This window comes from Hyunsoonleella aquatilis, assembly GCF_014270105.1.
Lineage (GTDB): Bacteria > Bacteroidota > Bacteroidia > Flavobacteriales > Flavobacteriaceae > Jejuia > Jejuia aquatilis.
The window spans coordinates 477,894-502,514 of record NZ_JACNMF010000002.1; the positions used below are offsets into that span (position 1 = coordinate 477,894).

21 protein-coding genes are annotated in these 24,621 nt (G+C 39.4%); 15 read left to right on the forward strand and 6 right to left on the reverse strand.

What is annotated here, in order from left to right:
- The first annotated feature begins 1 nt into the window (after position 1).
- The 13 genes from H7U19_RS07620 (at position 2) to H7U19_RS07680 (ending at position 11,629) form a co-directional block, all read left to right on the forward strand.
- Positions 2 to 775: an MbnP family protein gene (locus tag H7U19_RS07620; RefSeq protein ID WP_186560881.1), complete on the forward strand. Its 774-nt coding sequence runs from the start codon at positions 2 to 4 to the stop codon at positions 773 to 775.
- A gap of 3 nt (positions 776 to 778) precedes the next feature.
- Positions 779 to 1,843 (forward strand): cytochrome-c peroxidase, encoded by a 1,065-nt coding sequence (locus H7U19_RS07625; protein ID WP_186560882.1) that lies wholly within the window; start codon positions 779 to 781, stop codon positions 1,841 to 1,843.
- 535 nt (positions 1,844 to 2,378) lie between these two features.
- A complete protein-coding gene (locus H7U19_RS07630; protein ID WP_186560884.1) occupies positions 2,379 to 2,708 on the forward strand; it encodes a HesB/IscA family protein in 330 nt (109 codons plus the stop codon).
- Between the two features lie 51 nt (positions 2,709 to 2,759).
- On the forward strand, positions 2,760 to 4,208 hold the full coding sequence (sufB, locus tag H7U19_RS07635) for a Fe-S cluster assembly protein SufB (protein WP_186560886.1): 1,449 nt from the start codon (positions 2,760 to 2,762) through the stop codon (positions 4,206 to 4,208).
- 58 nt (positions 4,209 to 4,266) lie between these two features.
- Positions 4,267 to 4,686 carry a hypothetical protein gene (locus H7U19_RS07640; protein ID WP_186560888.1) on the forward strand — a complete coding sequence of 140 codons (420 nt, stop codon included), beginning with the start codon at positions 4,267 to 4,269 and terminating at the stop codon, positions 4,684 to 4,686.
- A gap of 6 nt (positions 4,687 to 4,692) precedes the next feature.
- On the forward strand, positions 4,693 to 5,445 hold the full coding sequence (gene sufC, locus H7U19_RS07645) for a Fe-S cluster assembly ATPase SufC (RefSeq protein WP_186560890.1): 753 nt from the start codon (positions 4,693 to 4,695) through the stop codon (positions 5,443 to 5,445).
- Between the two features lie 82 nt (positions 5,446 to 5,527).
- Positions 5,528 to 6,841: a Fe-S cluster assembly protein SufD gene (gene sufD, locus H7U19_RS07650; protein WP_186560892.1), complete on the forward strand. Its 1,314-nt coding sequence runs from the start codon at positions 5,528 to 5,530 to the stop codon at positions 6,839 to 6,841.
- An 89-nt stretch (positions 6,842 to 6,930) separates the two neighbouring features.
- Positions 6,931 to 8,145, forward strand: a complete 1,215-nt coding sequence (locus H7U19_RS07655) for an aminotransferase class V-fold PLP-dependent enzyme (protein WP_186560894.1) — start codon at positions 6,931 to 6,933, stop codon at positions 8,143 to 8,145.
- A gap of 162 nt (positions 8,146 to 8,307) precedes the next feature.
- Positions 8,308 to 9,099 carry an META domain-containing protein gene (locus H7U19_RS07660; RefSeq protein ID WP_186560896.1) on the forward strand — a complete coding sequence of 264 codons (792 nt, stop codon included), beginning with the start codon at positions 8,308 to 8,310 and terminating at the stop codon, positions 9,097 to 9,099.
- Between the two features lie 38 nt (positions 9,100 to 9,137).
- On the forward strand, positions 9,138 to 9,560 hold the full coding sequence (locus H7U19_RS07665) for a SufE family protein (RefSeq protein ID WP_186560898.1): 423 nt from the start codon (positions 9,138 to 9,140) through the stop codon (positions 9,558 to 9,560).
- A 65-nt stretch (positions 9,561 to 9,625) separates the two neighbouring features.
- The gene (locus H7U19_RS07670; protein WP_186560900.1) at positions 9,626 to 9,952 is read left to right on the forward strand and encodes an SUF system Fe-S cluster assembly protein; all 327 of its coding nucleotides are present in this window, start codon (positions 9,626 to 9,628) and stop codon (positions 9,950 to 9,952) included.
- A gap of 86 nt (positions 9,953 to 10,038) precedes the next feature.
- A complete protein-coding gene (locus H7U19_RS07675; protein ID WP_186560902.1) occupies positions 10,039 to 10,545 on the forward strand; it encodes a DUF2480 family protein in 507 nt (168 codons plus the stop codon).
- 142 nt (positions 10,546 to 10,687) lie between these two features.
- Positions 10,688 to 11,629: a DUF3078 domain-containing protein gene (locus H7U19_RS07680; RefSeq protein WP_186561528.1), complete on the forward strand. Its 942-nt coding sequence runs from the start codon at positions 10,688 to 10,690 to the stop codon at positions 11,627 to 11,629.
- Positions 11,630 to 11,693: 64 nt separating this feature from the next.
- On the opposite strand, the gene hflX is transcribed toward H7U19_RS07680, so the two are convergent.
- Complete coding sequence (gene hflX / locus H7U19_RS07685; RefSeq protein WP_186560911.1) at positions 11,694 to 12,911, reverse strand: GTPase HflX; 1,218 nt, start codon at positions 12,909 to 12,911, stop codon at positions 11,694 to 11,696.
- Between the two features lie 50 nt (positions 12,912 to 12,961).
- Here hflX and H7U19_RS07690 point away from each other — a divergent pair, with 50 nt between their 5' ends.
- A complete protein-coding gene (locus tag H7U19_RS07690; protein WP_186560913.1) occupies positions 12,962 to 13,930 on the forward strand; it encodes an endonuclease/exonuclease/phosphatase family protein in 969 nt (322 codons plus the stop codon).
- A gap of 1 nt (position 13,931) precedes the next feature.
- Here H7U19_RS07690 and H7U19_RS07695 read toward each other — a convergent pair whose 3' ends face one another.
- The gene (locus H7U19_RS07695; RefSeq protein ID WP_186560915.1) at positions 13,932 to 15,359 is read right to left on the reverse strand and encodes a DUF5689 domain-containing protein; all 1,428 of its coding nucleotides are present in this window, start codon (positions 15,357 to 15,359) and stop codon (positions 13,932 to 13,934) included.
- A 54-nt stretch (positions 15,360 to 15,413) separates the two neighbouring features.
- On the reverse strand, positions 15,414 to 18,227 hold the full coding sequence (locus tag H7U19_RS07700; protein ID WP_186560917.1) for a TonB-dependent receptor: 2,814 nt from the start codon (positions 18,225 to 18,227) through the stop codon (positions 15,414 to 15,416).
- A gap of 133 nt (positions 18,228 to 18,360) precedes the next feature.
- On the opposite strand from H7U19_RS07700, the gene H7U19_RS07705 reads away from it, so the two are divergent.
- Entirely contained in the window at positions 18,361 to 19,410 is a 1,050-nt protein-coding gene (locus H7U19_RS07705; protein ID WP_186560919.1) for an endonuclease/exonuclease/phosphatase family protein, read from the forward strand.
- Positions 19,411 to 19,736: 326 nt separating this feature from the next.
- Here the strand turns inward: H7U19_RS07705 and H7U19_RS07710 are convergent, their stop codons facing one another.
- The 3 genes from H7U19_RS07710 to pgi form a co-directional block, all read right to left on the reverse strand.
- Complete coding sequence (locus H7U19_RS07710) at positions 19,737 to 20,177, reverse strand: hypothetical protein (protein ID WP_186560921.1); 441 nt, start codon at positions 20,175 to 20,177, stop codon at positions 19,737 to 19,739.
- Between the two features lie 108 nt (positions 20,178 to 20,285).
- Positions 20,286 to 22,838 (reverse strand): TonB-dependent receptor, encoded by a 2,553-nt coding sequence (locus H7U19_RS07715; RefSeq protein ID WP_186560929.1) that lies wholly within the window; start codon positions 22,836 to 22,838, stop codon positions 20,286 to 20,288.
- 163 nt (positions 22,839 to 23,001) lie between these two features.
- The gene (gene pgi / locus H7U19_RS07720; protein ID WP_186560937.1) at positions 23,002 to 24,621 is read right to left on the reverse strand and encodes a glucose-6-phosphate isomerase; all 1,620 of its coding nucleotides are present in this window, start codon (positions 24,619 to 24,621) and stop codon (positions 23,002 to 23,004) included.

The window sequence follows — 24,621 nt, forward strand, 5'->3', positions numbered from 1 at the left end:
AATGAAAAGAATCCTTTCAATTCTAATTATTCTGCAATTGCTTATCATTTCTTGTGACAATGATGGCGAAGTTGTAGCCTCGCAGGCTCAAGTCACCTTAAACTTTAGCCATAATTGGGATGGTACAAAAGTTACAGTTGCTGATTTCAATTCCATAAAATTCACCAATGAAAAAGGGAACGAATTAAGCATAGAGCGCCTACGCTATTTAGTATCCAAAATCACTTTTACAACTTCAAACAACGAAAAACTGGCACTTACAGGCTATAACTTGGTGGATCTATCGAAAAGCGAAACACTGACTTTTGTTCCCGGCGGAACAATTCCTTCAAGAACTTATAAGAATTTGTCTTTTACTTTTGGGTTTGATAATGAGGACAATTATGCAGAAAATGGTTATGCCGATTTAAATTCAGCATCTTTTGAAGTACCGGCCATGTTGGGCGGTGGCTACCACTACATGCAAATGGACGGAAAGTTTTTAAATAGTTCCGACGTAGAGCAAGGCTATAATTATCACGCTATTCGAGCGGTGGACAACCCGGGCAACCCCACATTTCCGCAGGATACTTTTTTCGAGGTAAATCTTGGTGAAGTTACCGTCAGCACTAACTCGGTTATCCATATCGAAATGAACATTGCCGAATGGTTTAAAACCCCCAACAGATGGGACTTGAACATACTGAACCAATCTTTGATGCCCAATTCTTCTGCCCAAATTATGATGTATGAAAACGGGCAAAATGTGTTCAGTCTGAAATCTGAATCGCCTTAAATAATGATTCGAAAGCCACTCATATTGATTCTTTTGTGTATTACTTTTTCCTGTGAAGAGGAATCCGGTAGTACTGCGGTTTCCAAACCTACACCAAGCCCACTCCAAATTCCAAAACTGTTTTCCGATAACATATTAAACCCAGTAATCCCAATCGATAACCCCCAGACCGTTGAAGGGATTGCTCTTGGAAAAAAACTGTTTTTTGACCCTATTTTATCGGTAGACAATTCACAATCCTGTGCAGATTGCCACGCTCCCGAAAATGCATTTACCGATAGCGATAGGTTCAGTGATGGAGTGGATGGTATCCGAGGTAACAGAAACTCTATGCCACTTTTTAATTTGGCTTGGCACTATGATGAAACATTCTTCTGGGACGGCAACACCTTCAGTTTAGAACACCAGGCTTTTGTTCCCGTTACCGACCCGATCGAAATGAAAAGTTCTTGGGTAAACGTCGAACAAAAACTGCAACAACATTCCGAATATCCTAAGCTTTTCGAACAGGCTTTTGGCACCTCAACTATCGATTCAACTTTAGTCACCAAAGCCATTGCCCAATTTGAGCGGACACTGATTTCTGCCAATTCAAAATTTGACAAATTTCTATTAGGCGAAACTGAACTGACTCCTGAAGAACTTAATGGGTTTAATGTTTTTATGGATGAAGCCAGAGGCGATTGCTTCCATTGCCACGGCAGTGAAAAAAACCCTTTATGGACAGATAATTTATTTCACAACAACGGTTTGGATGAAACCTTCACTGATCTGGGGTTGGGAGTTGTAACCGGTAATCCGGCGGACAATGGAAAATTCAGATCACCATCACTTCGGAATTTAAAATTCACGGCACCCTATATGCACGATGGTAGATTTGCAAACATAGATGAGGTGATTAACCACTACAGTGAAGGCCTGAAACGCTCGAGTACAATTGACCCATTAATGAAAAAAATCGACCAAGGTGGTGTTGGTTTGACCGAAAAGGACAAAGCAGATTTAAAAGCATTTTTACTATCACTCTCGGATGATGAATTTGTAAACAATAGTGCATTCGGGGAATAGACGACCTTTGAATTGTGTTTTTCGTCGAATAAATAAGCGTTTTACCTGATTTTAGAGTGGTTTTGCCTATCTTGTAGGAGCAAACCAATGGCACATGACATCTTCACCAAGTTTAAACCTGCTTTGTTACCTCTACGGACATAATTTTTTCCGTAAGGACGACGAATACCCAAAATCGTCCATTGTGATTTGCAAAAACTGCAAACAAACTTTTGAGTTCAATGAATCTGGGGAAATCGTTCAACCCCGCAAAGCCAAATCCAGCAGTGTTTCAAAAGCTCTAAAAAAATACAGAAAAAGTGGATGATAGTGCATTTCAACTTAACAATTACTATGTCCTTGCGCCACTTAGTAAGCTTTGCAAACATCCTATTCAAAAACCATAACAAAAACCTATAAACCCATATGCTAATATAATGTTAGGTTATGCGAATTTCCATGACTTATATTGTATATTTGTCCTCTATTTAGAAACTGTCTTAATAAGAGAGCGTTAGCACCAATAGCGATAGGGACTAAATTTAAAAGAAAACAAATGATAAAAGTATCTGATACGGCTAAGAAGAAAGTGGTTGAGCTTATGGCTGACGACGGTTATAATGCCACCACAGATTTTGTTCGGGTAGGCGTAAAAAGTGGGGGTTGTTCAGGTTTGTCCTATGATTTAAAATTTGATAAAGAACAGCAGGACGGTGATAAGGTTTTTGAAGACAATGGTGTAAAAATTATTGTAGATAAAAAAAGTTTCCTTTACCTGATTGGAACTACTTTGGAATATTCGGGCGGGTTGAACGGCACCGGTTTTGTTTTTAATAATCCCAACGCCAATCGAACCTGCGGTTGTGGTGAATCATTTTCACTTTAAAAAATCCCATCCAGACCTTCCCAAAGGGAAGACTTAAAAAGAGCTTAAAAAATGTCAAAATACACTGAAGACGATTTAAGGGAGGAACTAAAAACCAAAGAATACGAATATGGTTTTTACACAGATATCGAATCGGACACCTTTCCAAATGGTTTAAATGAGGATATTGTTCGTGCCATTTCCAAAAAGAAGGAAGAGCCTGAATGGATGACCGCATGGCGCTTGGAAGCTTTCCGAATTTGGAAGGACATGGAAGAACCTGAGTGGGCTAACGTAACTTATGAAAAACCTGATTTTCAAGGTATTTCTTATTACTCGGCACCAAACAGCAAACCGAAATACGACAGTTTAGACGAAGTAGATCCTGAACTTTTGGCAACGTTTGATAAGTTGGGGATTTCTCTAGATGAGCAGAAAAAATTAGCAGGGGTAGCCATGGATGTAGTTGTGGATTCCGTTTCAGTGGCCACCACCTTCAAAAAGACTTTGGCCGAACAGGGCATTATTTTTATGAGTATTTCAGAAGCCATAAAAGAGCATCCCGAATTGGTAAAAAAATATATTGGTACCGTTGTACCACAGAAGGATAATTTTTACGCCGCGTTAAATTCCGCGGTATTTAGTGATGGCTCGTTTTGCTACATTCCAAAAGGTGTAAAATGCCCAATGGAGCTATCCACATATTTTAGAATCAATCAAGCAGGTACGGGTCAGTTTGAAAGAACTTTGGTGATTGCCGATAAAGGCAGTTACGTAAGTTACCTCGAAGGTTGTACTGCGCCAAGTAGGGATGAAAACCAATTGCACGCTGCCGTTGTGGAATTGATTGCTTTGGATGATGCCGAAATAAAGTATTCCACGGTTCAAAACTGGTTCCCGGGCAATGCTGAAGGCAAAGGTGGCGTTTACAACTTTGTGACTAAAAGAGGCCTTTGCGAAACTAATGCTAAAATCTCATGGACGCAGGTGGAAACAGGTTCAGCCATAACTTGGAAGTACCCATCTTGTGTTTTAAAAGGTGATAATTCTGTAGGTGAATTTTATTCTATTGCGGTCACTAATAATTATCAGCAGGCGGATACTGGAACGAAAATGATTCACTTGGGAAAAAACACCAAGTCCACAATCATTTCAAAAGGTATTTCAGCTGGAAAGTCCCAGAACAGTTATCGCGGTTTAGTGCAGATCAACTCTAGGGCTGAAAACGCACGTAATTTTTCTCAATGTGATAGTTTACTGATGGGTAACGAATGCGGGGCGCACACGTTTCCTTATATCGAAGCCAAAAATAAATCCGCAAAAATAGAACATGAGGCTACCACCAGTAAAATAGGAGAAGACCAAATTTTTTATTGCAACCAAAGAGGCATTGATACTGAAAAGGCCATCGCGTTAATTGTTAACGGTTTTAGCAAGGAGGTACTAAATAAACTACCCATGGAATTTGCCGTTGAGGCCCAAAAATTATTAGAAATCAGTTTAGAAGGAAGTGTTGGATAAACTAAATGAAATGTCACACTGACCGCAGTCGAAGTGTCTCCTTAAATTAAAGCATACAATGAAAAAACTACTTTTTACGATTTTATTCCTAAGCACCATAGTGAGCTGTAAAAAAGAAACGAAAACACAAAATTCGGGGGAGGCCAGTTCCACCGAAAGCCTTGAAAGAACGGCAAAACAAAGCGATGGTCTTACCTTGCTAAAAGGCGAGTTTGTATATTACGATGGGGCCGCGGTTTTACAAACGCATGCCGCAATTTATGGAGTGCTTTTAACGGACAAGCTAGAAGAGTTGAACACTCAGGCAAAAGCATTTAAAAAAGAACCAACCGATATGGTTTTGGTAGAAATTAGAGGTAAAATTACAAACGATAAACACGATACCATTCTTTGGGAAAATAAGGTTGAAATTGTTGAAATATTAAACGTAAAACCTGTTTCAGAAGAAGAAAACAATATTGTAAAATTAGGAAGTTAAAACGATATGTTGAAAATAAACAATTTACACGCAAGTGTTGAGGATAAAACGATTTTAAGGGGTGTAAACCTAGAGGTGAAACCTGGAGAAGTACACGCCATCATGGGGCCTAACGGTTCTGGAAAAAGTACCTTGGCTTCGGTAATCGCCGGAAGAGAAGACTATGAGGTAACCGAAGGAAGCATCGTTTTTGAAGGCGAAGATGTTGATGAATTGGCTGCCGAAGAGCGTGCTCATAAAGGTATATTCCTGTCCTTTCAATATCCAGTTGAGATACCCGGTGTGTCCGTAACCAATTTTATGAAAACGGCCATTAACGAATCGCGCAAAGCGAGAGGTTTGGAAGACATGCCCGCAAAAGATATGCTCAAATTGATTCGTGAAAAATCGGAGCTCTTAGAAATTGATCGAAAGTTTTTGTCACGTTCTTTGAACGAAGGGTTTTCTGGTGGTGAAAAGAAACGAAACGAAATTTTTCAGATGGCTATGTTAGAGCCTAAATTGGCCATTTTGGACGAAACCGATTCAGGCTTGGATATCGATGCGCTTCGTATCGTGGCCAACGGTGTTAATAAATTAAAAAGCAAGGACAACGCAGTGGTAGTTATTACCCACTATCAGCGTTTATTGGATCATATCGTTCCGGATTATGTACATGTTTTACATCAAGGTAGAATCGTAAAATCAGGTCCAAAAGAATTGGCCCACGAGCTAGAGGCCAAAGGTTACGATTGGATTAAGGAAGAAGTTGGCGCGTAAATAGCAAGCAGTATTCAGTCGCAGTTTGCAGTAAATGACTGCCTACTGAACACTGAACACTGCCTACTGAACACTGAATAACATGGATTTAAAAGAAAAATTAGTATCATCATTTTTAGCCTTCGAAAATCGGGTGGACATAGATGCTTATGCGCACGACGTAAGGTCGGATGCTATCAAGATTTTTGAAGAAAAAGGTTTTCCTTCCAAAAAAGACGAAGCATGGAAATATACCTCATTAAATAGTATTTTAAAAGAGGATTACAGCGTGTTCCCAAGACAGGAAAACGCTCTAGAATATCGTGAGGTTAAGAAGTATTTCATTCATGATATTGATTCCTATAAGATAATTTTTGTTGATGGAAAGTACTCCTCTCATTTATCACAAACAACACACGATGGGATGGATATTTGCTTAATGTCTGCCGCTTTAAGCAAACCAAAATATCAGCTCATCATTGAAAACTACTTTAATAAAGCTGCTGAAAAAGACAGCTTATCCTCTTTGAACACTGCGTTTTCTAGCGAAGGGGCTTATATTCACATCCCGAAGAATAAAATCGTTGAAAAGCCTATTCAAATATTACATTTTTACACGGGAAACGAGTCGGCCACCATGTTGCAACCACGCAATTTGATTGTAGTTGACGAGAATTCCCATGTACAAATTATCGAGCGCCATCAAAGCTTGACGGACAATCCTGTTTTGACCAACAGCGTCACCGAAATATTCGCCAACAAGCGCGCCATTGTCGATTATTATAAAATTCAAAATGACAAAGAAACCGCTTCTTTAATTGACAATACGTTCATCAAACAAAAAAGGGAAAGTCTCGCTTCGGTTCACACTTTCGCCTTTGGCGGGAAGTTGATTCGAAACAACCTAAACTTTTATCAGCACGGCGAGCGTATTGATTCCACTTTAAAAGGCATTACCATTATTGGAGACAAACAACATGTGGACCATAATACTTTGGTGCACCATATTGAGCCAAATTGCGAAAGTCACCAAGATTATAAAGGTATTTTTGGAGACCGTGCCACCGGTGTATTCAATGGCAAAGTGGTTGTGGAAAAAGAAGCCCAAAAAACCAATGCGTTTCAGGCCAATAACAATATTTTGGTTAGTGATAAAGCCACGATAAACACCAAACCTCAACTGGAAATTTTTGCCGATGACGTCAAATGCTCACACGGTTGTACTGTGGGCCAGTTGGATGAAAGTGCCATGTTCTATATGCGTTCACGAGGTATTCCCGAGAAAGAGGCGCGTGCTTTGTTGATGTTTGCGTTTAGCAACAATGTTTTGGAATCCGTTAAAATCCCTGAATTGAAACAACGCATCACCAAAATTATTGCCAATAAATTAGGGGTAAATATTGGATTCGATCTATAAAACTTTTATTTGAAGCTAATCCCGCTTTCGGCAGTCGCTCTCTGCGAGGAGCTTCAACAAATGCCTCAATCGGGGCTAACCTATCTGCCATGTTCAATATTGAAGACATACGAAAAGACTTCCCTATACTATCACGACAGGTAAACGGAAAGCCTTTGGTGTATTTTGATAATGCGGCCACCTCACAAACCCCACAGCAAGTGATTGATGTAATTGTGGATTATTATTCAAATTACAATGCCAACATTCATCGTGGGGTGCATACTTTGAGCCAAGAAGCGACGGATTTATACGAAGAAGCCAGACAAAAAATCCAAAAGCATTTTAATGCCAAATTTTCGCATGAAATTATATTTACTTCGGGCACAACGCATGGCATCAATTTAGTGGCGAACGGATTCGGTTCTTTCCTAAAAAAAGGAGACGACATCATAGTATCGGCTTTGGAGCATCACAGTAATATTGTGCCATGGCAAATGCTTTGCGAACGTACTGGTGCCACATTGAAAGTCATCCCGATGAACGAAGATGGCGAACTCATCATGACGGCCTACGACAAGTTGTTGTCCGATAATACAAAACTGGTCTTCGTCAACCATATTTCCAATGCCTTGGGAACCATCAACCCCATTGAATATATTATCGAAAAAGCCCACGGAGTTGGTGCGGCGGTATTGATTGACGGGGCCCAATCGGCACCACATTTAATTCCCGATGTTCAAAAATTGGATGTTGATTTTTACGTCACCTCCGCCCACAAAATGTGCGGTCCTACCGGAATGGGAATGCTATATGGAAAAGAAGAATGGCTAAAAAAACTGCCCCCCTATCAGGGCGGAGGCGAGATGATTGCCGAAGTTACTTTTGAAAAAACAACATACGCCGATTTGCCACATAAATTTGAAGCAGGGACACCAAATATTTGTGGAGGCATTGCCTTTGGCGCCGCGATAGATTATTTGAATTCCATTGGTTTTGACAACATCGCCGGCTATGAAAACGAGCTGTTACATTATGCTACGGAAAAACTTCTCGCTATTGATGGTTTAAAAATCTACGGAACTTCAAATCATAAAACCTCTGTGATTTCCTTTAATCTGCAAGGCATTCACCCGTATGACGTGGGGACGATTTTGGACAAAATGGGTATTGCCGTCAGGACCGGGCACCACTGCGCCCAACCGATTATGGATTTTTATAAAATCCCTGGAACGATTCGTGCCTCTTTTGCCTTTTATAATACCAAAGCGGAAATTGATGCCATGGTGGAAGGTGTGAAAAAGGCTAAAATGATGTTGTCCTAAAAACAACACACCCCTTACTCCCCTCTTAGTAGAGGGGAAACTCATACGCAACAGTTTCCCTCCTAATAAGGAGGGATTTTGGGAGGTGCACCTGAAAATAAAGTTTGAAGAGACTTTTTGGCTTCTTTTTTGTAGTTAAAATTTCAAATTAAATTTAGATAGATGAAATCAATATTACTGTTTGGGATGATGACTTTGCGATGCTGTTGGGACCCTTCGGAATACCAATTAATGCAATATGCACAAAACGACGATGCCATTTTGAAAACTTTGGATGGAAAATATGAAATCCATCAGTTGTTGAATGAAGATGTTTCCGAGTTTGGCTTAAACATTAAGTTTGATTCAAAAGAAAATAAAGTAACCGGATTTTCAGGGTGTAATCGCTTTTTTGGTTCATATGTTTCAGAAAATGGTAGTCTAAAATTTTCGGATTTGGGTACAACACGCATGCTGTGTTCCGATGATAAAAATAATATTGAAACGAAATTTTTAAAAGCACTTGATAAAGCTGATACCGTTTTATTTTCTGAAAATGGCTTTACGGCGTTTGCTAATAAGAAACCCCTAATTTCGGCGACCAAACGTGTTGAAGAAAACGTTATGAGTATTGAATATTACGCAAGCTCTAGAGGAAGATATAGATATGTCGAAATTAACAAAGATTCCATTTCATTTTCAAAGAAAAGAGGAGAAAAAATAACGAATATGCCTTGCGATAAAGCCTATTGGGGTAGCCTTCTCGTTCTTTGCAATACTATAGATTTTGAAAACATGGCAAATCTAGAAGCTCCAAGTAAGTCATTTCAATTTGATGGTGCTCCACTGGCAAGATTAAAGATAATTGCAAATGGAGAAACTTTTGAGTCTGTCCCTTTTGATCATTATAATCCGCCAAAGGAAGTTGCGGTATTAGTTAATAAGATAGTATCATTAATGGAAAACATTGAATAGCAACTTTTGTTATCGTATTTTTGCGTAAAATTGAAGGTATGAGTATTGAAGACATTCAAAACGAAATTATAGAAGAATTCTCAATGTTTGAAGATTGGGAGGAGCGTTACCAATATATGATTGATTTGGGGAAAGAATTGCCCCTGATTGCCGACCAATACAAAACCGATAGCAACATTATCAAAGGTTGCCAAAGTAAAGTATGGGTGCATGCTGAAATGAAGGATGACAAAATTGAATTTACCGCCGATAGCGATGCAATTATCACTAAAGGTATTATAGCGATTTTGATTCGAACTTTCTCCAATCAGCATCCAAAAGATATCATTGATGCCGACACCAGCTTTATTGATAAAATCGGTTTGAAAGAGCATTTGTCACCAACTCGAGCCAACGGCTTGTTGAGTATGGTGAAGCAATTAAAAATGTATGCCATTGCATACCAGACGCAACTTAATTAGGTTTATTCGTTGATGAGTGTATTCATTTAAACGACTCAACAAATAAACGATTAAACATTAAAAAAATGAGTGAAACCACTATAGATACAGCCGAATTAGGCGAAAAAATAGTAAACGTATTAAAAACGATTTACGACCCGGAAATCCCCGTAGATATTTACGAATTGGGATTGATTTACGACGTATTCGTTAATGAGGATTATGATGTAAAAATCTTGATGACTTTAACCACCCCAAACTGCCCTGTGGCCGAAACCTTACCCTTGGAAGTTGAGGAAAAAGTGAAGTCTTTAAACGACGTAAATGATGCTGAAGTTGAAATTACTTTTGATCCGCCTTGGACACAGGAATTGATGAGTGAGGAAGCGAAACTAGAGTTAGGGATGCTTTGATTTAGTCCACACTAATCATTAGCAGTCCCGATAGCTATCGGGAGCAATAACTTTCGACTTGAAACTTTGAACTTTAAACTATCACTATGGCCGACGAAATCATAAATCGCGTAGCGAATAGCAAATTAATCACAATTGACCTCGAGGATTACTATCCGCAGGGCAGGCGTGTTTTGTTTGATATCAAAGATTGGCTCTTCGAGGGATTTGTACTTCGGGAAAAAGACTTCAGGCAACAAGCTTCGGAACACGATTGGGGCCAATATCAAGACCAATATGTGGCGCTGACCTGCAGTACGGATGCCATCATTCCAGGTTGGGCATTCATGTTGTTGAGCATTTATCTGGAACCTTTTGCCAAGAAGACCATCATTGGCGATTTAGAACAACTGGAAACTTCAATCTTTCAGGATATTATCAACCATATTGATATTTCAAAATATGAGGGCAAACCCATTATTGTAAAAGGTTGTTCCAATAAACCCGTGCCTCAAAATGCCTATATCATGTTGACGAATAAACTAAAACCCGTGGCCAAATCCATTATGTATGGCGAGGCCTGTTCCTCCGTACCACTTTTCAAAAAGAAATAATTTTTTAAGTGACTTATTGCCTTTGGAGGTGTCAAACTAAAAGTTTAACAAACCAAATTACACAGCGTTCAATTCAATCGAATTAACTTAACATTTGTTAAAAATTAATCTATATTTGCCCACATTTTAAAAATTGAAAATGATGAAAAAACTATTATTTTTTGCCTTTTTATGTCTTAGCATTTCAATCGTTAATGCACAAACGAAAGAAGAATTAGAAAAACGAAAAGCTGAAAAACAAGCTGAAGCCGACAAGTTTCAAGCGGAGGCTAATGCTATTCAAGCACAAATAGATGCACTGCCGGGCTGGAGAACTGGAGCTTTCGGGGTCATTGGCGGTAGCTTGTCCAACTTCAATAACTGGTACGCCCAAGGTGCACCAAATAACTCCTCGGGTAGTATTGGCGTTACGGTCAACGGTTTTGCCAACCTCATTCAAGAGAAATTCTTTTGGAGAAATGCCCTAACTACAAATTTAAACTGGACAAAATTAGACAATAAAGACAACCCCAATGATAGTGATGATTTTGAACCCACTACGGATGTCTTCAACATTTCATCCTTATACGGTAGAAATATTGCCAAAAATTTCGCAGTTTCAGGATTGATGGAATACAGAACTACTATTCTAAACAATTTTAATGATCCCGGATATTTAGACGTTGGTGTTGGTGGTACTTGGACGCCTGCAGAAAACTTGGTAGTTGTAATTCACCCTTTGAACTACAACTTTGTATTTGCTGAAAACGACGCGGTATTTGAATCGTCTTTAGGTGCAAAAATTGTGGCCGATTATACCAGACAAATTGGAGCTATTGCCTTCAAGACGAATTTATCCGCCTTCCAAAGTTATAAATCTGGGGATTTATCCAACTGGACATGGACCAACTCATTCAGCTATACCCTTTGGAAAATGATTGGTATTGGTTTTGATTTCGGGCTGAGGAGCAACAAGCAGGAAGCTTTAAATTATGCTTTAGCGCAAATAGACCCAATGAACCCTCCAGCAACTACACCTGATTTTGATAATATCGATAACGATTTACAAACATATTACACGATTGGTGTTAGTTATAAATTTTAAAAATATTCAATGAATAAATAAAAAAGCGCATTCTTAGATGCGCTTTTTTTGGCTTATTTCTTTCCTACTTCATGTCCTCATAGTTGTAGTCAGGATACAAGAAATGATTATAAGGAAAACGGGTCACGTGAATCTCCCGAACCTCATCATAAACGCGCTTTTTAAAATCTTCTAAGTTACTCTTATTAATGGCAGAAATGAATAGGGCGTTATTACCAATTTTACCCATCCATGTTTTCTTCCACTCTTCTAGGGTGTAATGCTTTTTCGTTTTTTCAGTTTCAAGATCGTCTTCTTCTATAGGCTCGGGTTCATAAGCATCAATCTTGTTGAAAACCATAATTGTAGGTTTGTTGCTACTATCTATTTCACCTAAAATCTTATTGACGGATGCGATATGCTCCTCAAAATTTGGATGAGAAATGTCCACCACATGCAATAACAAATCAGCTTCGCGAACCTCATCCAAAGTACTTTTAAAGCTTTCCACCAATTGCGTAGGCAACTTTCGGATAAATCCAACGGTGTCACTTAATAAAAACGGCATGTTTTGAATTACCACTTTTCTAACAGTAGTATCAAGCGTAGCAAACAATTTATTTTCGGCAAACACTTCACTTTTGCTAATGGTGTTCATTAATGTGGATTTCCCAACATTGGTATATCCTACCAAAGCCACGCGCACCATTTTCCCCCGGTTACCACGTTGCACTGCCATTTGTTTATCAATGGTTTTGATACGCTCCTTTAGCAAGGCAATTTTATCGCGAACAATACGCCTATCTGTTTCAATTTCCGTTTCACCAGGTCCGCGCATCCCAATTCCACCGCGTTGACGTTCCAAGTGTGTCCACATCCCTCGTAATCGTGGCAACAGATATTCATATTGTGCCAATTCCACTTGGGTTCGGGCATAACTGGTCTGGGCCCGTTGTGCAAATATGTCCAAAATCAAATTTGTTCTATCCAATACTTTACAGCCTAAAATCTTACTGATATTACGCTCTTGTGTGGCCGATAGCTCGTCATCAAAAATAACTGTACTAACGTCATTATCCTTAACATATTTGGCCACATCCTCCATTTTTCCGGAACCAATAAAGGTCTTAGGGTTTGGGATTTCCATTTTCTGGGTAAACCTAGCCACGGCCCGACCACCAGCGGTGTAGGTTAAAAATTCCAGTTCATCCAAATACTCCTTCAGCTTTTCCTCATCTTGATCTTTGGTTATAATGCCCACCAAAACCGTTTTTTCTAAGCCAATCTCTTTCTTTTCAATCATGGTACAAAGTTACATAATTGGAATGACTGTTATTTTCCTATTTTTGATGTATGACAGATGATTTTGAAGACATTCCTGTGCGACACGATATGCAGGCCGTCGCATTTTACAATATTGAAAACTTGTTCGATTTAAGGGACAGTCGCTACACCAACGACAATGATTTTTTGCCCGAATCTGTTAAGCGATGGACACCGAAACGCTATAAAAACAAACTACGGAAAATTGGCTATGCCATTTCCAATATTGGTAGACAGGAAACCGGAAAACCTCCGGCAATAGTTGGACTGGCAGAAGTTGAAAATGCAAAGGTTTTGGAAGACCTTATCGATTCCAAACATTTGGATGACTATGATTATGACTATGTGCATTTTGATTCTTTAGATGAGCGAGGCATTGATGTTGCTATGATTTACGATACCAATGTTTTTAAAGTGATGCATACCGACACCTTCAAGGTGGAACTGATGACCTCTGAAGGCTTTCCAGATTATACGCGAGATATTTTGTTGGTTGTGGGAGAATTGGATGGTGAAACAATTCATTTTATAGTGAACCATTGGTCGTCCAGACGGGAAGGACAGGCCGAAACGGAATACAAACGTTTGGCGTCTTCCGAAAAAGTAAGTGAGGTGATTTCAGCTATAAAAAAAGAAAATGAAGAGGCTAAAATCATGCTTTTAGGCGATTTTAATGACACGCCACAAAACGACAGTTTAAAACAATTAGTGGAAACCCATAGCTTGTTTAACCCTTTTGAAACCCTGCGTTCCTATACCCGAGGTACAGTAAAACACCAACGCCAATGGTATGTTTTTGATCAAGTTTTAATCTCAACCAACTTTTTTAAAAGTTCTAAGGATAAATTCGAATTCTTTAAGGCCAATATTTTTGATGCCGACTTTTTAAAATTATTTAATGGGCCATTTAAAGGCGCACCTTTTAGAACTTATGTTGGCAAAAAGTATAAAGGTGGGTATAGTGACCATTTTCCGGTTTATGCAATTTTGAAACGTTAGTTTACTCCACAAAATCCACACTAACATCATCCAACTCATAAACCCCATCAAAGGAATCCTGTCCGCCACCGGTGTACTTAAAAGCTATATGAATCGTTCCTGAAAGGCAGGACAAATCTACATTTCCTGAGGGTAACCATTCTACAAAAGGATCGGTGTCCTTCACTATGTATGCATCACTTAAAATCTGCCAAGTGGCCGAGGCTACGCCGGCTTCAGTACCATCCCAATCATCCGCAAAATACACTTCCATATAACTGCTATCGGCACGACTGCTGGAGGTTTTAAAATTTAATGTTTCCCCATCTTGGGCATCCAAATCAATGGCGGGCGTGATGAGCCAACCTATATTGCTAATATCTCCCGAACTGGCCGATTGAAATCTACAGGAACGTCCCAAAGACGCATTCGTCGCCGTGGAAGACCAGGCTTCCCAGGCTTCCGAGCCTGCTTCAATATAATTCGTCCAGCCATTCCCTTCAATCGGGCGATTATTACGTTGGGATTCAAAATCCTCAAAAAACAGATTGCCCGTTCCAAGTGTTGACGCTAAACCACAGGTAAATTCCATTGGGTCGCAACGCGTAGCACTTTCAAAATTAATATCGGATGACTTGTTCGGAATCATTACACTAAAATCATCCCTAAAATCGCGACTGTAAATCCCTACCATACTGCCTTGGCCTTGAGGCACCAAAACCGATTTAAAATCGGCAAACGTACTGGTCTGCATCAAAATTTGAATTCCAGAATCGCAACTTTCCATCAAACGGAAGCCATCAAATTCATCAAAGGATTCGCTGGCAAAGGTCGCTCCCAATTCAAAACGGTTCAGTTGCATATTGTTCAACTGAATCAGGGTGTTTTCATCAGCATCGGTCAAATTTTGCAAGTCCGTAATTTTAGGCTGTATTTCGGCAATTGTATTCGTGCGCAATACAATATCCCGATATTCTGAGGGCTGGATTTGCTCAACGGTTACGGCATCGCCCCTTCCAATAGTAACCACCCCATTGCTCTCACCAACTGTTAAACCTTCCAATTTCACTATCACTTTTTGGCCAAATTGATAGGTATCCGACAGGCTACTTTGATTGATATCAATTTTTAGCCCCAGCCTCGGGTCGCTATCGGGGCTGCTATCATCGGTTTTATTTTGGATAATCAGTTCTTCAAAAAAGTTCCCCGCTTTATCCGAAGACACCACGTAACCCTCGATATAAATGTCCTCTTCAATTTTTGCTGTTGGATTTCCTCCATTAACCGCCTGCTCATACAACGATTTAATTGCCTTAAACGTGGTAAGTTTTTCAGTTGGGATTATGGGGTCCTCAATAGAAATATCAGGGACGCCAAAATCGTCGTCCTGAACGCAGGACAACGCCAGCAGAATAAGTGGCACAATCCAAATGTTATTAATTTCTTTCATAATAAGATATTTTAAGATCCTGAAACAAGTTCAGGATGACAATTCAGGGAATTGTCAAAACCTATAATTCAAATTCAAAAAATACGTCGTTCCACGGCCGTACCAATATTTTGGGCCAAAGACCGGGGTATCTAAAGCTTTGTCCTCTCGCAATTCCCTAAAATTGGCATTCCGTCCCGCCTCAAAACCTCCAGTTTTAAAGACCTCATCCAGTAAATTGTTTACGCTGGCAAAGAGGCTTATATATTTACTCCCTTTGCCGACTTTCCAAGACTTTCCTCCAATCAAATTTACTACCATATAATCGTCAAAACGCTCCTGTTTTAATAATTCCCTTGCCAAATCTTCATCATAATCGTTAAACACATTACCGTCAAAATCCGTTGTAAAATTGGAGGAGCGGTTTAAGGGACTGATGTCAATATAGGTGTGTGTAAAAAAATTGGCTGTTGCTCCAAACCACCAATAATCCGGATCTCGATACTCAAAACCAACGGAATACGCCCGATGGGGTCCAGATGCTATTTTGTAATTTTTTAAATTGGACTGCCCGAAATCCCGAAACCCGTCCACAAACCCAGCCGCAATCGATTCATCATCCGCTTCGGTTGTCAAATACAGATTTGGGTTATTAGCATAAGTGAATTGACCCAAAGAGGCCACACCTTTTAATTTTATGGTGGACGTTATTTGGGCTTCGATACCCAATTCCCCACCGATATGTTGCTTGTCTATACCCTGTAAAATTTCCTGCACGAAGGCTACATTATCTCCACCAACGCCTTCAACAAAAAAGAAGGAAATCTCATTGGCATCCTGAATCTTGGTATAATAGCCCGTCAACTTTGCTTTTACTATGGGCGAGCGGAATATATAACTCGCATCCGCGGACTGTATTTTTTCTTCCGTAATATTGGGTACAACATTATGATTTTCCCGCGAATTAGAGAAGGTGTTTCTTAGCGATGGTGCCCGGCTTACATAGCCCCCATTCAAATTCAATAAATGTTTCCCTGAAATTTTATAAGTTGCGCCACCCTTAGCCCCAAAGCCTGTGAAATTTAGTTTTTCGCCTTTCCCTAAGGAATTGTCCGGAAACGCACCATTTTGATAAAGGCCTTCGCGTTGATACTGAGTACTGGTCACACTTCCTGAAAAGAAAACATCCAACTTGTTGTAACGGAACTGTACTTGGGCAAAGCCATTGATTACATTGGCAAACAAATTGAAATTGTATTTAAATCTATCACCCTCGCCAACCAAGCGATTCGGGTTTTGTAAATCGTTTTGGGCTTCGTTGGTATCTTCGGCAAACTGATCTACATCCAAATAGGTGGATGCTCCGAGTAAATCTAAAACCTCAGCAAAATTTTCAGATTTAAGAGTCTGAACACTCACACCTGCATTCAAAATTAAATGATCATTCACTTCAGAATTTAAAATAGAATTAAAAGTGAATTGCGTATCGTCCACACGGTCTTCATAGAGAGCGTACACTGCATTGCCTCCCCTTTCCGAGTTGCCAACATTCGCTATATACAGTTCGTTCCATTTGATTTGTCCGTTGTCTTGGAATTCTACAAGACTCTTATATGCATTCGCATCCGCTTCATCACCAGAATACCTAAAAAGCGCATAACTCGGTAGTTTTTGATAATAGGTGGGACTTGGGTTTGCACCACCCCCGATTGGAACACCATTGTCCAAATCGGTACCATTATTATCCAATCGGCTATTCCCCAGCTTTCCAAACTGATAGGCCAAATTGGTATTCAATTTTGTTTTGGAAGAGAGATTCCAATAATGGTTCAACATGACAATGGGCTCTTCCACTTCTTTAATACGAGAGTTGCGTTTTTTGCCATCTTGCCATCCCCAATATTCGTTATACCGAATACCTTTCAAATCGAAAACCTCCTGTGTATTTGGCGAAGATTTCCCTCTACGGTTGGGCGCATAAATTCCCGTAAAATTTAGGCTATGCTTGTCGTTCAATTTTTTTTCCACAGAAAGAAATATGGAGTTGGCGTCATACAATGTAGCATCTTGATACCCCTCATTGCCCCATCTCCGTGCCAAAGAAACAGTGTATGCCCAATTGTTTTTTAATAGTCCCGAAGCGTAAGTAGCCATCAATCGATTGGTATAACTCCGGTTTGAAGACGAATAGGTCAATCGTCCACCTTGCCTTGCTTCGGAAGCTCTGACATTGATATTTGTGGTTCCTAAAATGCCTCCAAAATTATAATCCGATGGTGCCAAACCTGTCGTAAGTTCCTGATTTCTCATCACATCGTTTAATCCCCCCCAATTGCTCCACTGAGGCCTGCCGTTGTATAATTTATTCATTGGGATGCCATTAATGAGTACCGTTCCATGTTCGGAGTCCAATCCTCTCAGCCTGAAAAAAGACTGACTAAATTCGAAAGCGGCCGTGCGTTGAAAGACATCTAAAGAAGAAGATAAAAGGCCTGTAATATTATCAGCTCCACTGGCATCATTATCCAGTTCGTCATCGGAAAGGGTAATGGTAAACAGGTCCTGGCTTTGGGTGAGGTCGCGCTCTAAAGTCATATCGCTTATATCGATAGTTTTGCCTTCATCAATAATGATTGGAAACCGTTTTGAAACATAACCCGTTTTGGAAATCTTTAGAATTTGCTCCCCGAAAGGGACATTCACATTAAAGACGAATTCACCTTGGACATCAGTTAAAGTTACCAATTCCGTGCCTTCCAATTCCACCGTCACATTCAAAATCGGCTGAAACGATACCGCATCCTTTACGCTTCCTTTTACAATAGTCTGCTGGCAAATGCCTTTGATAGAAAATAATCCGAATAAAAGTATGAGGGCAAATTTATTCATAGATACTATATAGGACACACAAAGTACGTAAAAGTAACCGAATGAAGGATAAAACACAATATTTCGTATAAACGTTTAACTTTGGCTTGGGTTTTGTATTGTTGCAAACGTGAACGTTTCTATATTCCATCAAATGAAATTTTCGAGACTGGCTTTTATCCTACTTTTTTTAATTGGAATTGGCAATTCCAATGCCCAAGACAAGAGGTTTAAAATCCATACCGTTGGTTTTTACAATCTTGAAAATCTTTTCGATACGATTAACGATCCGTTGAAGTTTGATGAGTACAGCCCTATCATGGAACTGAAAACTGATCGTAACCAAGCCTATCATCAAAAGGTGAAAAACATGGCACGGGTAATTGCCGATATTGGGAAGGATGTGACCCAAAACTCGCCGGCCATTTTAGGCATTTGTGAAGTTGAAAACCGATCGGTTATTGACGACCTTATAAACGATTCTATATTAATTGATAAAAATTACGGCATTGTTCATAAAGATTCACCGGATGCCAGAGGGATTGATGTAGCACTTTTATACCAGAAACAGCTTTTTACGCCAATACATTACAACACCTATAAACTTCGCATTTTTGATGACCAAAACCGAAAGGAATTGACTACCCGCGATCAATTGGTGGTGAGTGGTGAGTTGGAAGGTGATCTCATCCACATCATTGTAAACCATTGGCCTTCCAGACGTGGAGGTGAAGTGCGTAGCAATCCCAAACGCGTTGCCGCCGCAAAATTGAACAAGCGTATTGTAGATTCCTTACAGGTTATAGACCCCTACGCCAAAATTGTCGTTATGGGTGATTTGAATGACAACCCAAATAACGAAAGTTTAAAATCAGTTTTAAAAACACAACGAAAACGCAAAAAAGTCGGTTTTAAAGGCCTGTACAATCCTTTTGAAAACTTTTATCGCGATGGGTTGGGTACTACCGCCTATCGTGACAATTGGAGCCTTTTTGATCAAATTATTCTATCCAAACCCCTACTTGAAAAAAAGTATTCGTCTTTTCGATTCTACAAAGCAGGTATTTTTAACAAAAGCTACTTAATCACATCAAACGGAAGATATGAAGGTTACCCTTTTAGAAGTTGGAACTACAGCGGCTTTAGTAATGGTTTTAGCGACCATTTTCCGGTATATGTGTATTTGATTAAGGAGGTGCAATAAAGAAGACTTATCTAGTTTTTAGAAACAGCAATGTTCAAAATAGAAAAAAGCGTTGCGTAAGACCCCAACTCCTCTTTCTTTCAATTCTTTATTAAAAATTGAAATTCATTCTCCTCTTTTTGTAAAGAGGAGAGCTAAATACGATGATGCATTTCGAAATCTTTAAAATTCTATATAAATTTTGTCTAATATCTGCTCCTCCATTTTCAAAAGGGAGGAAAATTTCAATGCCATCGAAATTAGGAGGGCTTACATAAAACTATTTTGAAGAGTTGTGTTTCGAAAACCTCACAAGTCAAACTAAAAAACTTTATAACTCGCCCCGTCTATCTAAACCAAGCGTCCCAAGGAATTCTTGACAGGAATAACAACAACGCTATGGTATAAAAAGAGGCAATAGTCTTCAACTTAGGTGCGGAGGTCAACTTCTTTTTATGTTTGGAATAGCCAATGGTGATCAAAGCCACGGCAATAATGTTCACTAAAGGATGCTCCACCAAATACAAGCGCAACAACGAATCCTTCATGACGCCACCCATACCAAGCTCTCCAAAGGATTTAATCCAAGGGGCTACAAAATATAGGATAATACCTATTAGTAATTGAATATGTGACACTATTAAAGTAAACAATGAAATCCTAAAGTCCTTAGCTTCGTATTCTTTCCCCCCAACAGATTTGATAATGGCGTTAAACACCGCTATTATTAATACTATCAACACGATGTAGGCCCAGTAGGAATGTAATACTTGTATAGTTTCGTACATGATGGTTTCGTTTTAAAATGATACCAAAAATAGTGATTTTAGTTGATAAAAAAACCGCTCCTCCTGATAGCTATCGGGAAGGGAGCGGTTTCTACTAATTTGCAATTTTTAGAAATTAAAACGTGCACTCACGTTCCAAGTCCTACCATATCCAAATCGCCCATTATTGTTGACATTAACGCCTTTATAATTTTCAGCCGGATCAGAAGATGCCGCAGTATTTCCATTCACGGATTCTAAATAAATCTCTTGGAAGATGTTATTCACATTTGCCCTAAATACGATAGATTTCTCTTTATTTTCACCCACAAGCATTCTGTAAGTAAGTCCTAAGTCAACAGTATCATATTCTGGCAATTCTATTGGAGGCGCATCCTTTGAAGCATCCCCTTGGGAGAATAGTCCGCTGTAGAAGTTCCAAGTTGCGTCCAGATTTAAACTTTTACAAATTGTATAGAACGCAGAAAGGCCTCCAGTGGTTTGAGCAGCACCTCCAACTTGCAGACCATCCAAATCAACTTCAGTTTCTGCTTCAACCTCATTTCCAGCCTCATCGAACACCCTTCTTCTTCCATTGCCATCAAATTTCCAATCACCAAAAGAAATGAAACCATTCACTCTAAGCCCGTCAAACGGTCTTGTAAACACCTCCAATTCTATACCTTGGTGTACTTGGGTAACACCCTGTGTTTGGAATAATCGAAACTCAGATGTCCCTTGGTCCTGACCATTGTTATTGAGCAAAGTTCTATTCGCCCAGGTAGTATGGTATACATTTAAGTTTGCAGAGACCCTGTTACCTCCAAATTGATATCCTGCCTCAATACCGGTGATTTCCTGGTTTTCAACTTCTGGTACTATCAATTCATTAGAATTCCTGTCGCTTACGAACAAGTCGCTGTGAAATGGCTGGCGGGAATAAAAGCCAACATTGGCAAATACCTTATGCTGATCGGCAATTGTATAGGCGGTCCCAGCCTTTACATTAAATCCCGGGTTATTTACTTTTTCTGATTCCTCGGATTGCCCTTCATTGGCAGCATTTAGATATTCGGTTCTCACATGGGATTGGGAAGAGGCAGAACCTTGGAAAAAAGCAGAAAAATTGTTTTTGGTGTATTCCAACTGACCAAAAACCCCTCCATAATTAATTTGCTCTTCGTAATCGTAACCAAAACGCTGCCCATGGCCATCATTTGGGTTGAATGTTACATTCCATGGATTCACGCCACCAAATGCATTGGTCAATTCATAATCCCCTCCATTGAATGCACTATTGGCGCTTACCGAATTGACAGAAATGAATTCTCTAACATCCCTAAAGTGAATACCGTTGTACAAACGCACATCAATACCAAAATTAAGGCTAAGGCTCTCACTCAATTGGTTTTCATAATTTGAAACCACTCCATACCAGTTATGGTTATTGTTCGAACCCCTGGCGTAGGTAACCTCTCCCCCGCTAGTTCTCGCTTGGGCAAAACTTCCTCGCCCAATAGACCCATAAATAATTGTGGAGAGAGATGATTTATCGTTTATCGCGAAATCCCAACTTAAGTTGGCGACAGGTTTATGGTAAATATTGCGCCCACCTGGATATCTTCCGCTTTTTAGATTATTAGGGCTATTAACCCCTTCAAAATTCCATGGATTGTATTTTATCCCATTCTCTAAAAAAGCACTAATTCTGTCTCTACCCGCTGCCGCATGCCATTGTGGCGCTCCGGTTAACAAGAAGTTGAACAAATGTTTATCACTGGGCTTGTATCCCAAAGACAAGAAATAGGTTTGTCCTTGGCCATCAGTATCTTCTACATAGCCGTCACCTTGCCAATGGCCCAACATTGCAGAAAATGCCCAGCCACTCTCTAGCAAACCAGTGGAATAGTAAGCATTAGTTTTAATGTAGTCATCGTTTCCAACCATAGTTTGGAAAAACCCACCTTCTTTTCTGTCAACAGTTTTAGTGACGATATTTACCGTACCACCTACAGATGAAATAGCAAGTTTAGAAGACCCCAAACCACGTTGTACCTGTACAGCATTAGCTACATCCAAAACACCGGCCCAGTTAGACCAGAACATCCTGCCGTCTTCTGGACTGTTTATAGGCTGACCATTTAACATAAACGCCGTATTGGTTTGGTCAAAACCTCTTAAAAACATGCTACCGTCACCAAAACCACCACCTTTAATATTTTGGACGGATGGTGTTGATTTTAGTACTTCGGGTAAATCCCAGTTACCGGCTCTTTCCCTTATTTCTTTTGCCTTAATGGTAGATACTGCAATTGGTGTATTTCTATCTTCAGCCAAATCGATAACTCCCGTTCCAGTAATCACAATTTCGCCCAAAGAATTATCGGGGCTTAATTCTATTTTACCAAGATTAGCATCTCCATTAAAACTGATAGTGACAGACCCGTACCCAACATAGGTTACGACTATGCTACCTGAATTATTTTCCGAATTCAACGTAAAATTCCCATCAAAATCAGAAGACACACCATTGGTAGTGCCCTTTTCAATCACATTGGCTCCTGGGAGCGGTGTGTTTAGATCGGCGTCAATTACAGTACCTTTTATGGTACTTTGAGCCATGGCAACCGTTGCAAAAAGCAAAACTGTTACCAAAATCAATAAATTGGTAGTTTTTTTCATAATTTTTGAAAAATTATTTAATAATTTGAAATTAGTCACCCCAAAATTAGGCAATATTGAAACACTAACATTAACTAAACGTTAAGAGTTTTAACCTCAATTATTAACAAAAAAAAGACACCCATTCGCATGAATCGGTGTCTTCAAAAAATATCCTTTGGATTTATGACTGCTGTTTATAATAACTCAACAAATTTGCTGTAGAGCCATCATGCTCGTTCTTAGCTTCACCACTAAATTCTTTGAGAATTTTATTTGCTAGTTGTTTCCCTAATTCTACCCCAAACTGGTCGTAACTAAAAATGTTCCAAATTACCCCTTGCACAAATATTTTGTGCTCGTACATGGCTATTAATTTGCCCAAGCTTTCTGGGGTCAATTTATTAATGAAAATAGTATTGGTAGGTTTGTTCCCAGAAAAGACTTTAAAAGGAATAATAGCTTCTTCTGTCCCTTCTGCAATAACCTGTTCTTTTGTTTTACCATTTAATAAAGCCTCAGTTTGTGCCAAGAAGTTTGAAATCAATTTATCTTGATGGTCTTGATTGCCATGAAGCGATTTAACAAAACCAATGAAATCCGCTGGAATAAGCTTTGTACCTTGATGTATCAATTGGAAAAACGCATGTTGTGAGTTAGTTCCCGGCTCCCCCCAGATTAAAGTACCTGTTTCGTAATCAATTGGGTTGCCGTTTCTATCCACTGACTTTCCATTACTCTCCATGATACCCTGTTGCAAATAGGTTGCAAACTGGTTTAAATATTGAGAGTAGGGTATAATAGCTTCGCTTTCGGCCTTAAAAAAGTTATTGTACCAAATACTAATAAGCCCTAAAACTACGGGGATATTGTTGCTAAAGTCCTCGTTCTTAAAATGTTGATCCATTTTATGGGCGCCAGTTAACAAACTATCATAGTTGTTGTATCCAACGGCCAAACTAATGGACAACCCAACGGCACTCCAAAGTGAGAAACGGCCTCCTACCCAATCCCACATCGGAAAAACATTATTCTCGTCTATTCCAAAACTCTTTACCGCATCCAAGTTTGTGGATACCGCTACAAAATGCTTTGCGATATCCTCTTCTTCAGCCGACTCCAAAAACCAAGATTTTATGGTATTGGCGTTGGAGATAGTCTCTTGTGTAGTAAAGGTTTTTGATACAACAACAAAAAGGGTAGTTTCCCTATTTATTTTCTTTATGACTTCATTGACATGATCACCATCCACATTGCTCACAAAATGAGTGGTCAAATGATTTTTGTAATACTGTAAGGAATCAACTACCATGGCTGGTCCCAAATCAGAACCTCCAATACCAATATTTACCACGTGCGTAAATGGTTTTCCGCTAAAGCCCTTTCGCTCTCCGCTTATCACTTCATTGGTAAAGGCTTCTATTTTTCGCTTTACGTCATATACCTCTGGAATTACGTTTTTCCCATCTACTTCAAAAACTGCAGATTCCGGTGCTCTTAGTGCAGTATGCAATACAGCCCTCCCTTCCGTTTGATTAATTTTTTCACCTGAAAACTGACTTTGGATAGCATCTTTTAATCTGACATCATCTGCCAATTCCAAAAGGTATTTAAAGGTCTCTTCCGTAATTCTATTTTTGGAGAAATCAACATAAAAATCATCCCATTTAATACTGAATTTATTCGCTCTGTCTGAATCCTTTGCAAATAAATCCTTCATTTTAATGGATTTTGTTTTATCGAAATGCTCTCCTAACTTTTTCCAGGAAGGGGTTGCGGTGGGGTTTACATTTGGTAGTGCCAT

Coding starts and splice junctions, on each gene's coding strand:
- H7U19_RS07700 (WP_186560917.1), bottom strand. CDS start 18,227: ATGAATAAATTTGCCCTCATACTTTTATTCGGATTATTTTCTATCAAA.
- H7U19_RS07695 (WP_186560915.1), bottom strand. CDS start 15,359: ATGAAAGAAATTAATAACATTTGGATTGTGCCACTTATTCTGCTGGCG.
- H7U19_RS07620 (WP_186560881.1), top strand. CDS start 2: ATGAAAAGAATCCTTTCAATTCTAATTATTCTGCAATTGCTTATCATT.
- sufD (WP_186560892.1), top strand. CDS start 5,528: ATGGATTTAAAAGAAAAATTAGTATCATCATTTTTAGCCTTCGAAAAT.
- H7U19_RS07660 (WP_186560896.1), top strand. CDS start 8,308: ATGAAATCAATATTACTGTTTGGGATGATGACTTTGCGATGCTGTTGG.
- hflX (WP_186560911.1), bottom strand. CDS start 12,911: ATGATTGAAAAGAAAGAGATTGGCTTAGAAAAAACGGTTTTGGTGGGC.
- H7U19_RS07715 (WP_186560929.1), bottom strand. CDS start 22,838: ATGAAAAAAACTACCAATTTATTGATTTTGGTAACAGTTTTGCTTTTT.
- H7U19_RS07655 (WP_186560894.1), top strand. CDS start 6,931: ATGTTCAATATTGAAGACATACGAAAAGACTTCCCTATACTATCACGA.
- H7U19_RS07670 (WP_186560900.1), top strand. CDS start 9,626: ATGAGTGAAACCACTATAGATACAGCCGAATTAGGCGAAAAAATAGTA.
- sufC (WP_186560890.1), top strand. CDS start 4,693: ATGTTGAAAATAAACAATTTACACGCAAGTGTTGAGGATAAAACGATT.
- sufB (WP_186560886.1), top strand. CDS start 2,760: ATGTCAAAATACACTGAAGACGATTTAAGGGAGGAACTAAAAACCAAA.
- H7U19_RS07690 (WP_186560913.1), top strand. CDS start 12,962: ATGACAGATGATTTTGAAGACATTCCTGTGCGACACGATATGCAGGCC.
- H7U19_RS07665 (WP_186560898.1), top strand. CDS start 9,138: ATGAGTATTGAAGACATTCAAAACGAAATTATAGAAGAATTCTCAATG.
- H7U19_RS07625 (WP_186560882.1), top strand. CDS start 779: ATGATTCGAAAGCCACTCATATTGATTCTTTTGTGTATTACTTTTTCC.
- H7U19_RS07680 (WP_186561528.1), top strand. CDS start 10,688: ATGAAAAAACTATTATTTTTTGCCTTTTTATGTCTTAGCATTTCAATC.
- H7U19_RS07640 (WP_186560888.1), top strand. CDS start 4,267: ATGAAAAAACTACTTTTTACGATTTTATTCCTAAGCACCATAGTGAGC.
- pgi (WP_186560937.1), bottom strand. CDS start 24,621: ATGGCACTACCAAATGTAAACCCCACCGCAACCCCTTCCTGGAAAAAG.
- H7U19_RS07630 (WP_186560884.1), top strand. CDS start 2,379: ATGATAAAAGTATCTGATACGGCTAAGAAGAAAGTGGTTGAGCTTATG.
- H7U19_RS07710 (WP_186560921.1), bottom strand. CDS start 20,177: ATGTACGAAACTATACAAGTATTACATTCCTACTGGGCCTACATCGTG.
- H7U19_RS07705 (WP_186560919.1), top strand. CDS start 18,361: ATGAAATTTTCGAGACTGGCTTTTATCCTACTTTTTTTAATTGGAATT.
- H7U19_RS07675 (WP_186560902.1), top strand. CDS start 10,039: ATGGCCGACGAAATCATAAATCGCGTAGCGAATAGCAAATTAATCACA.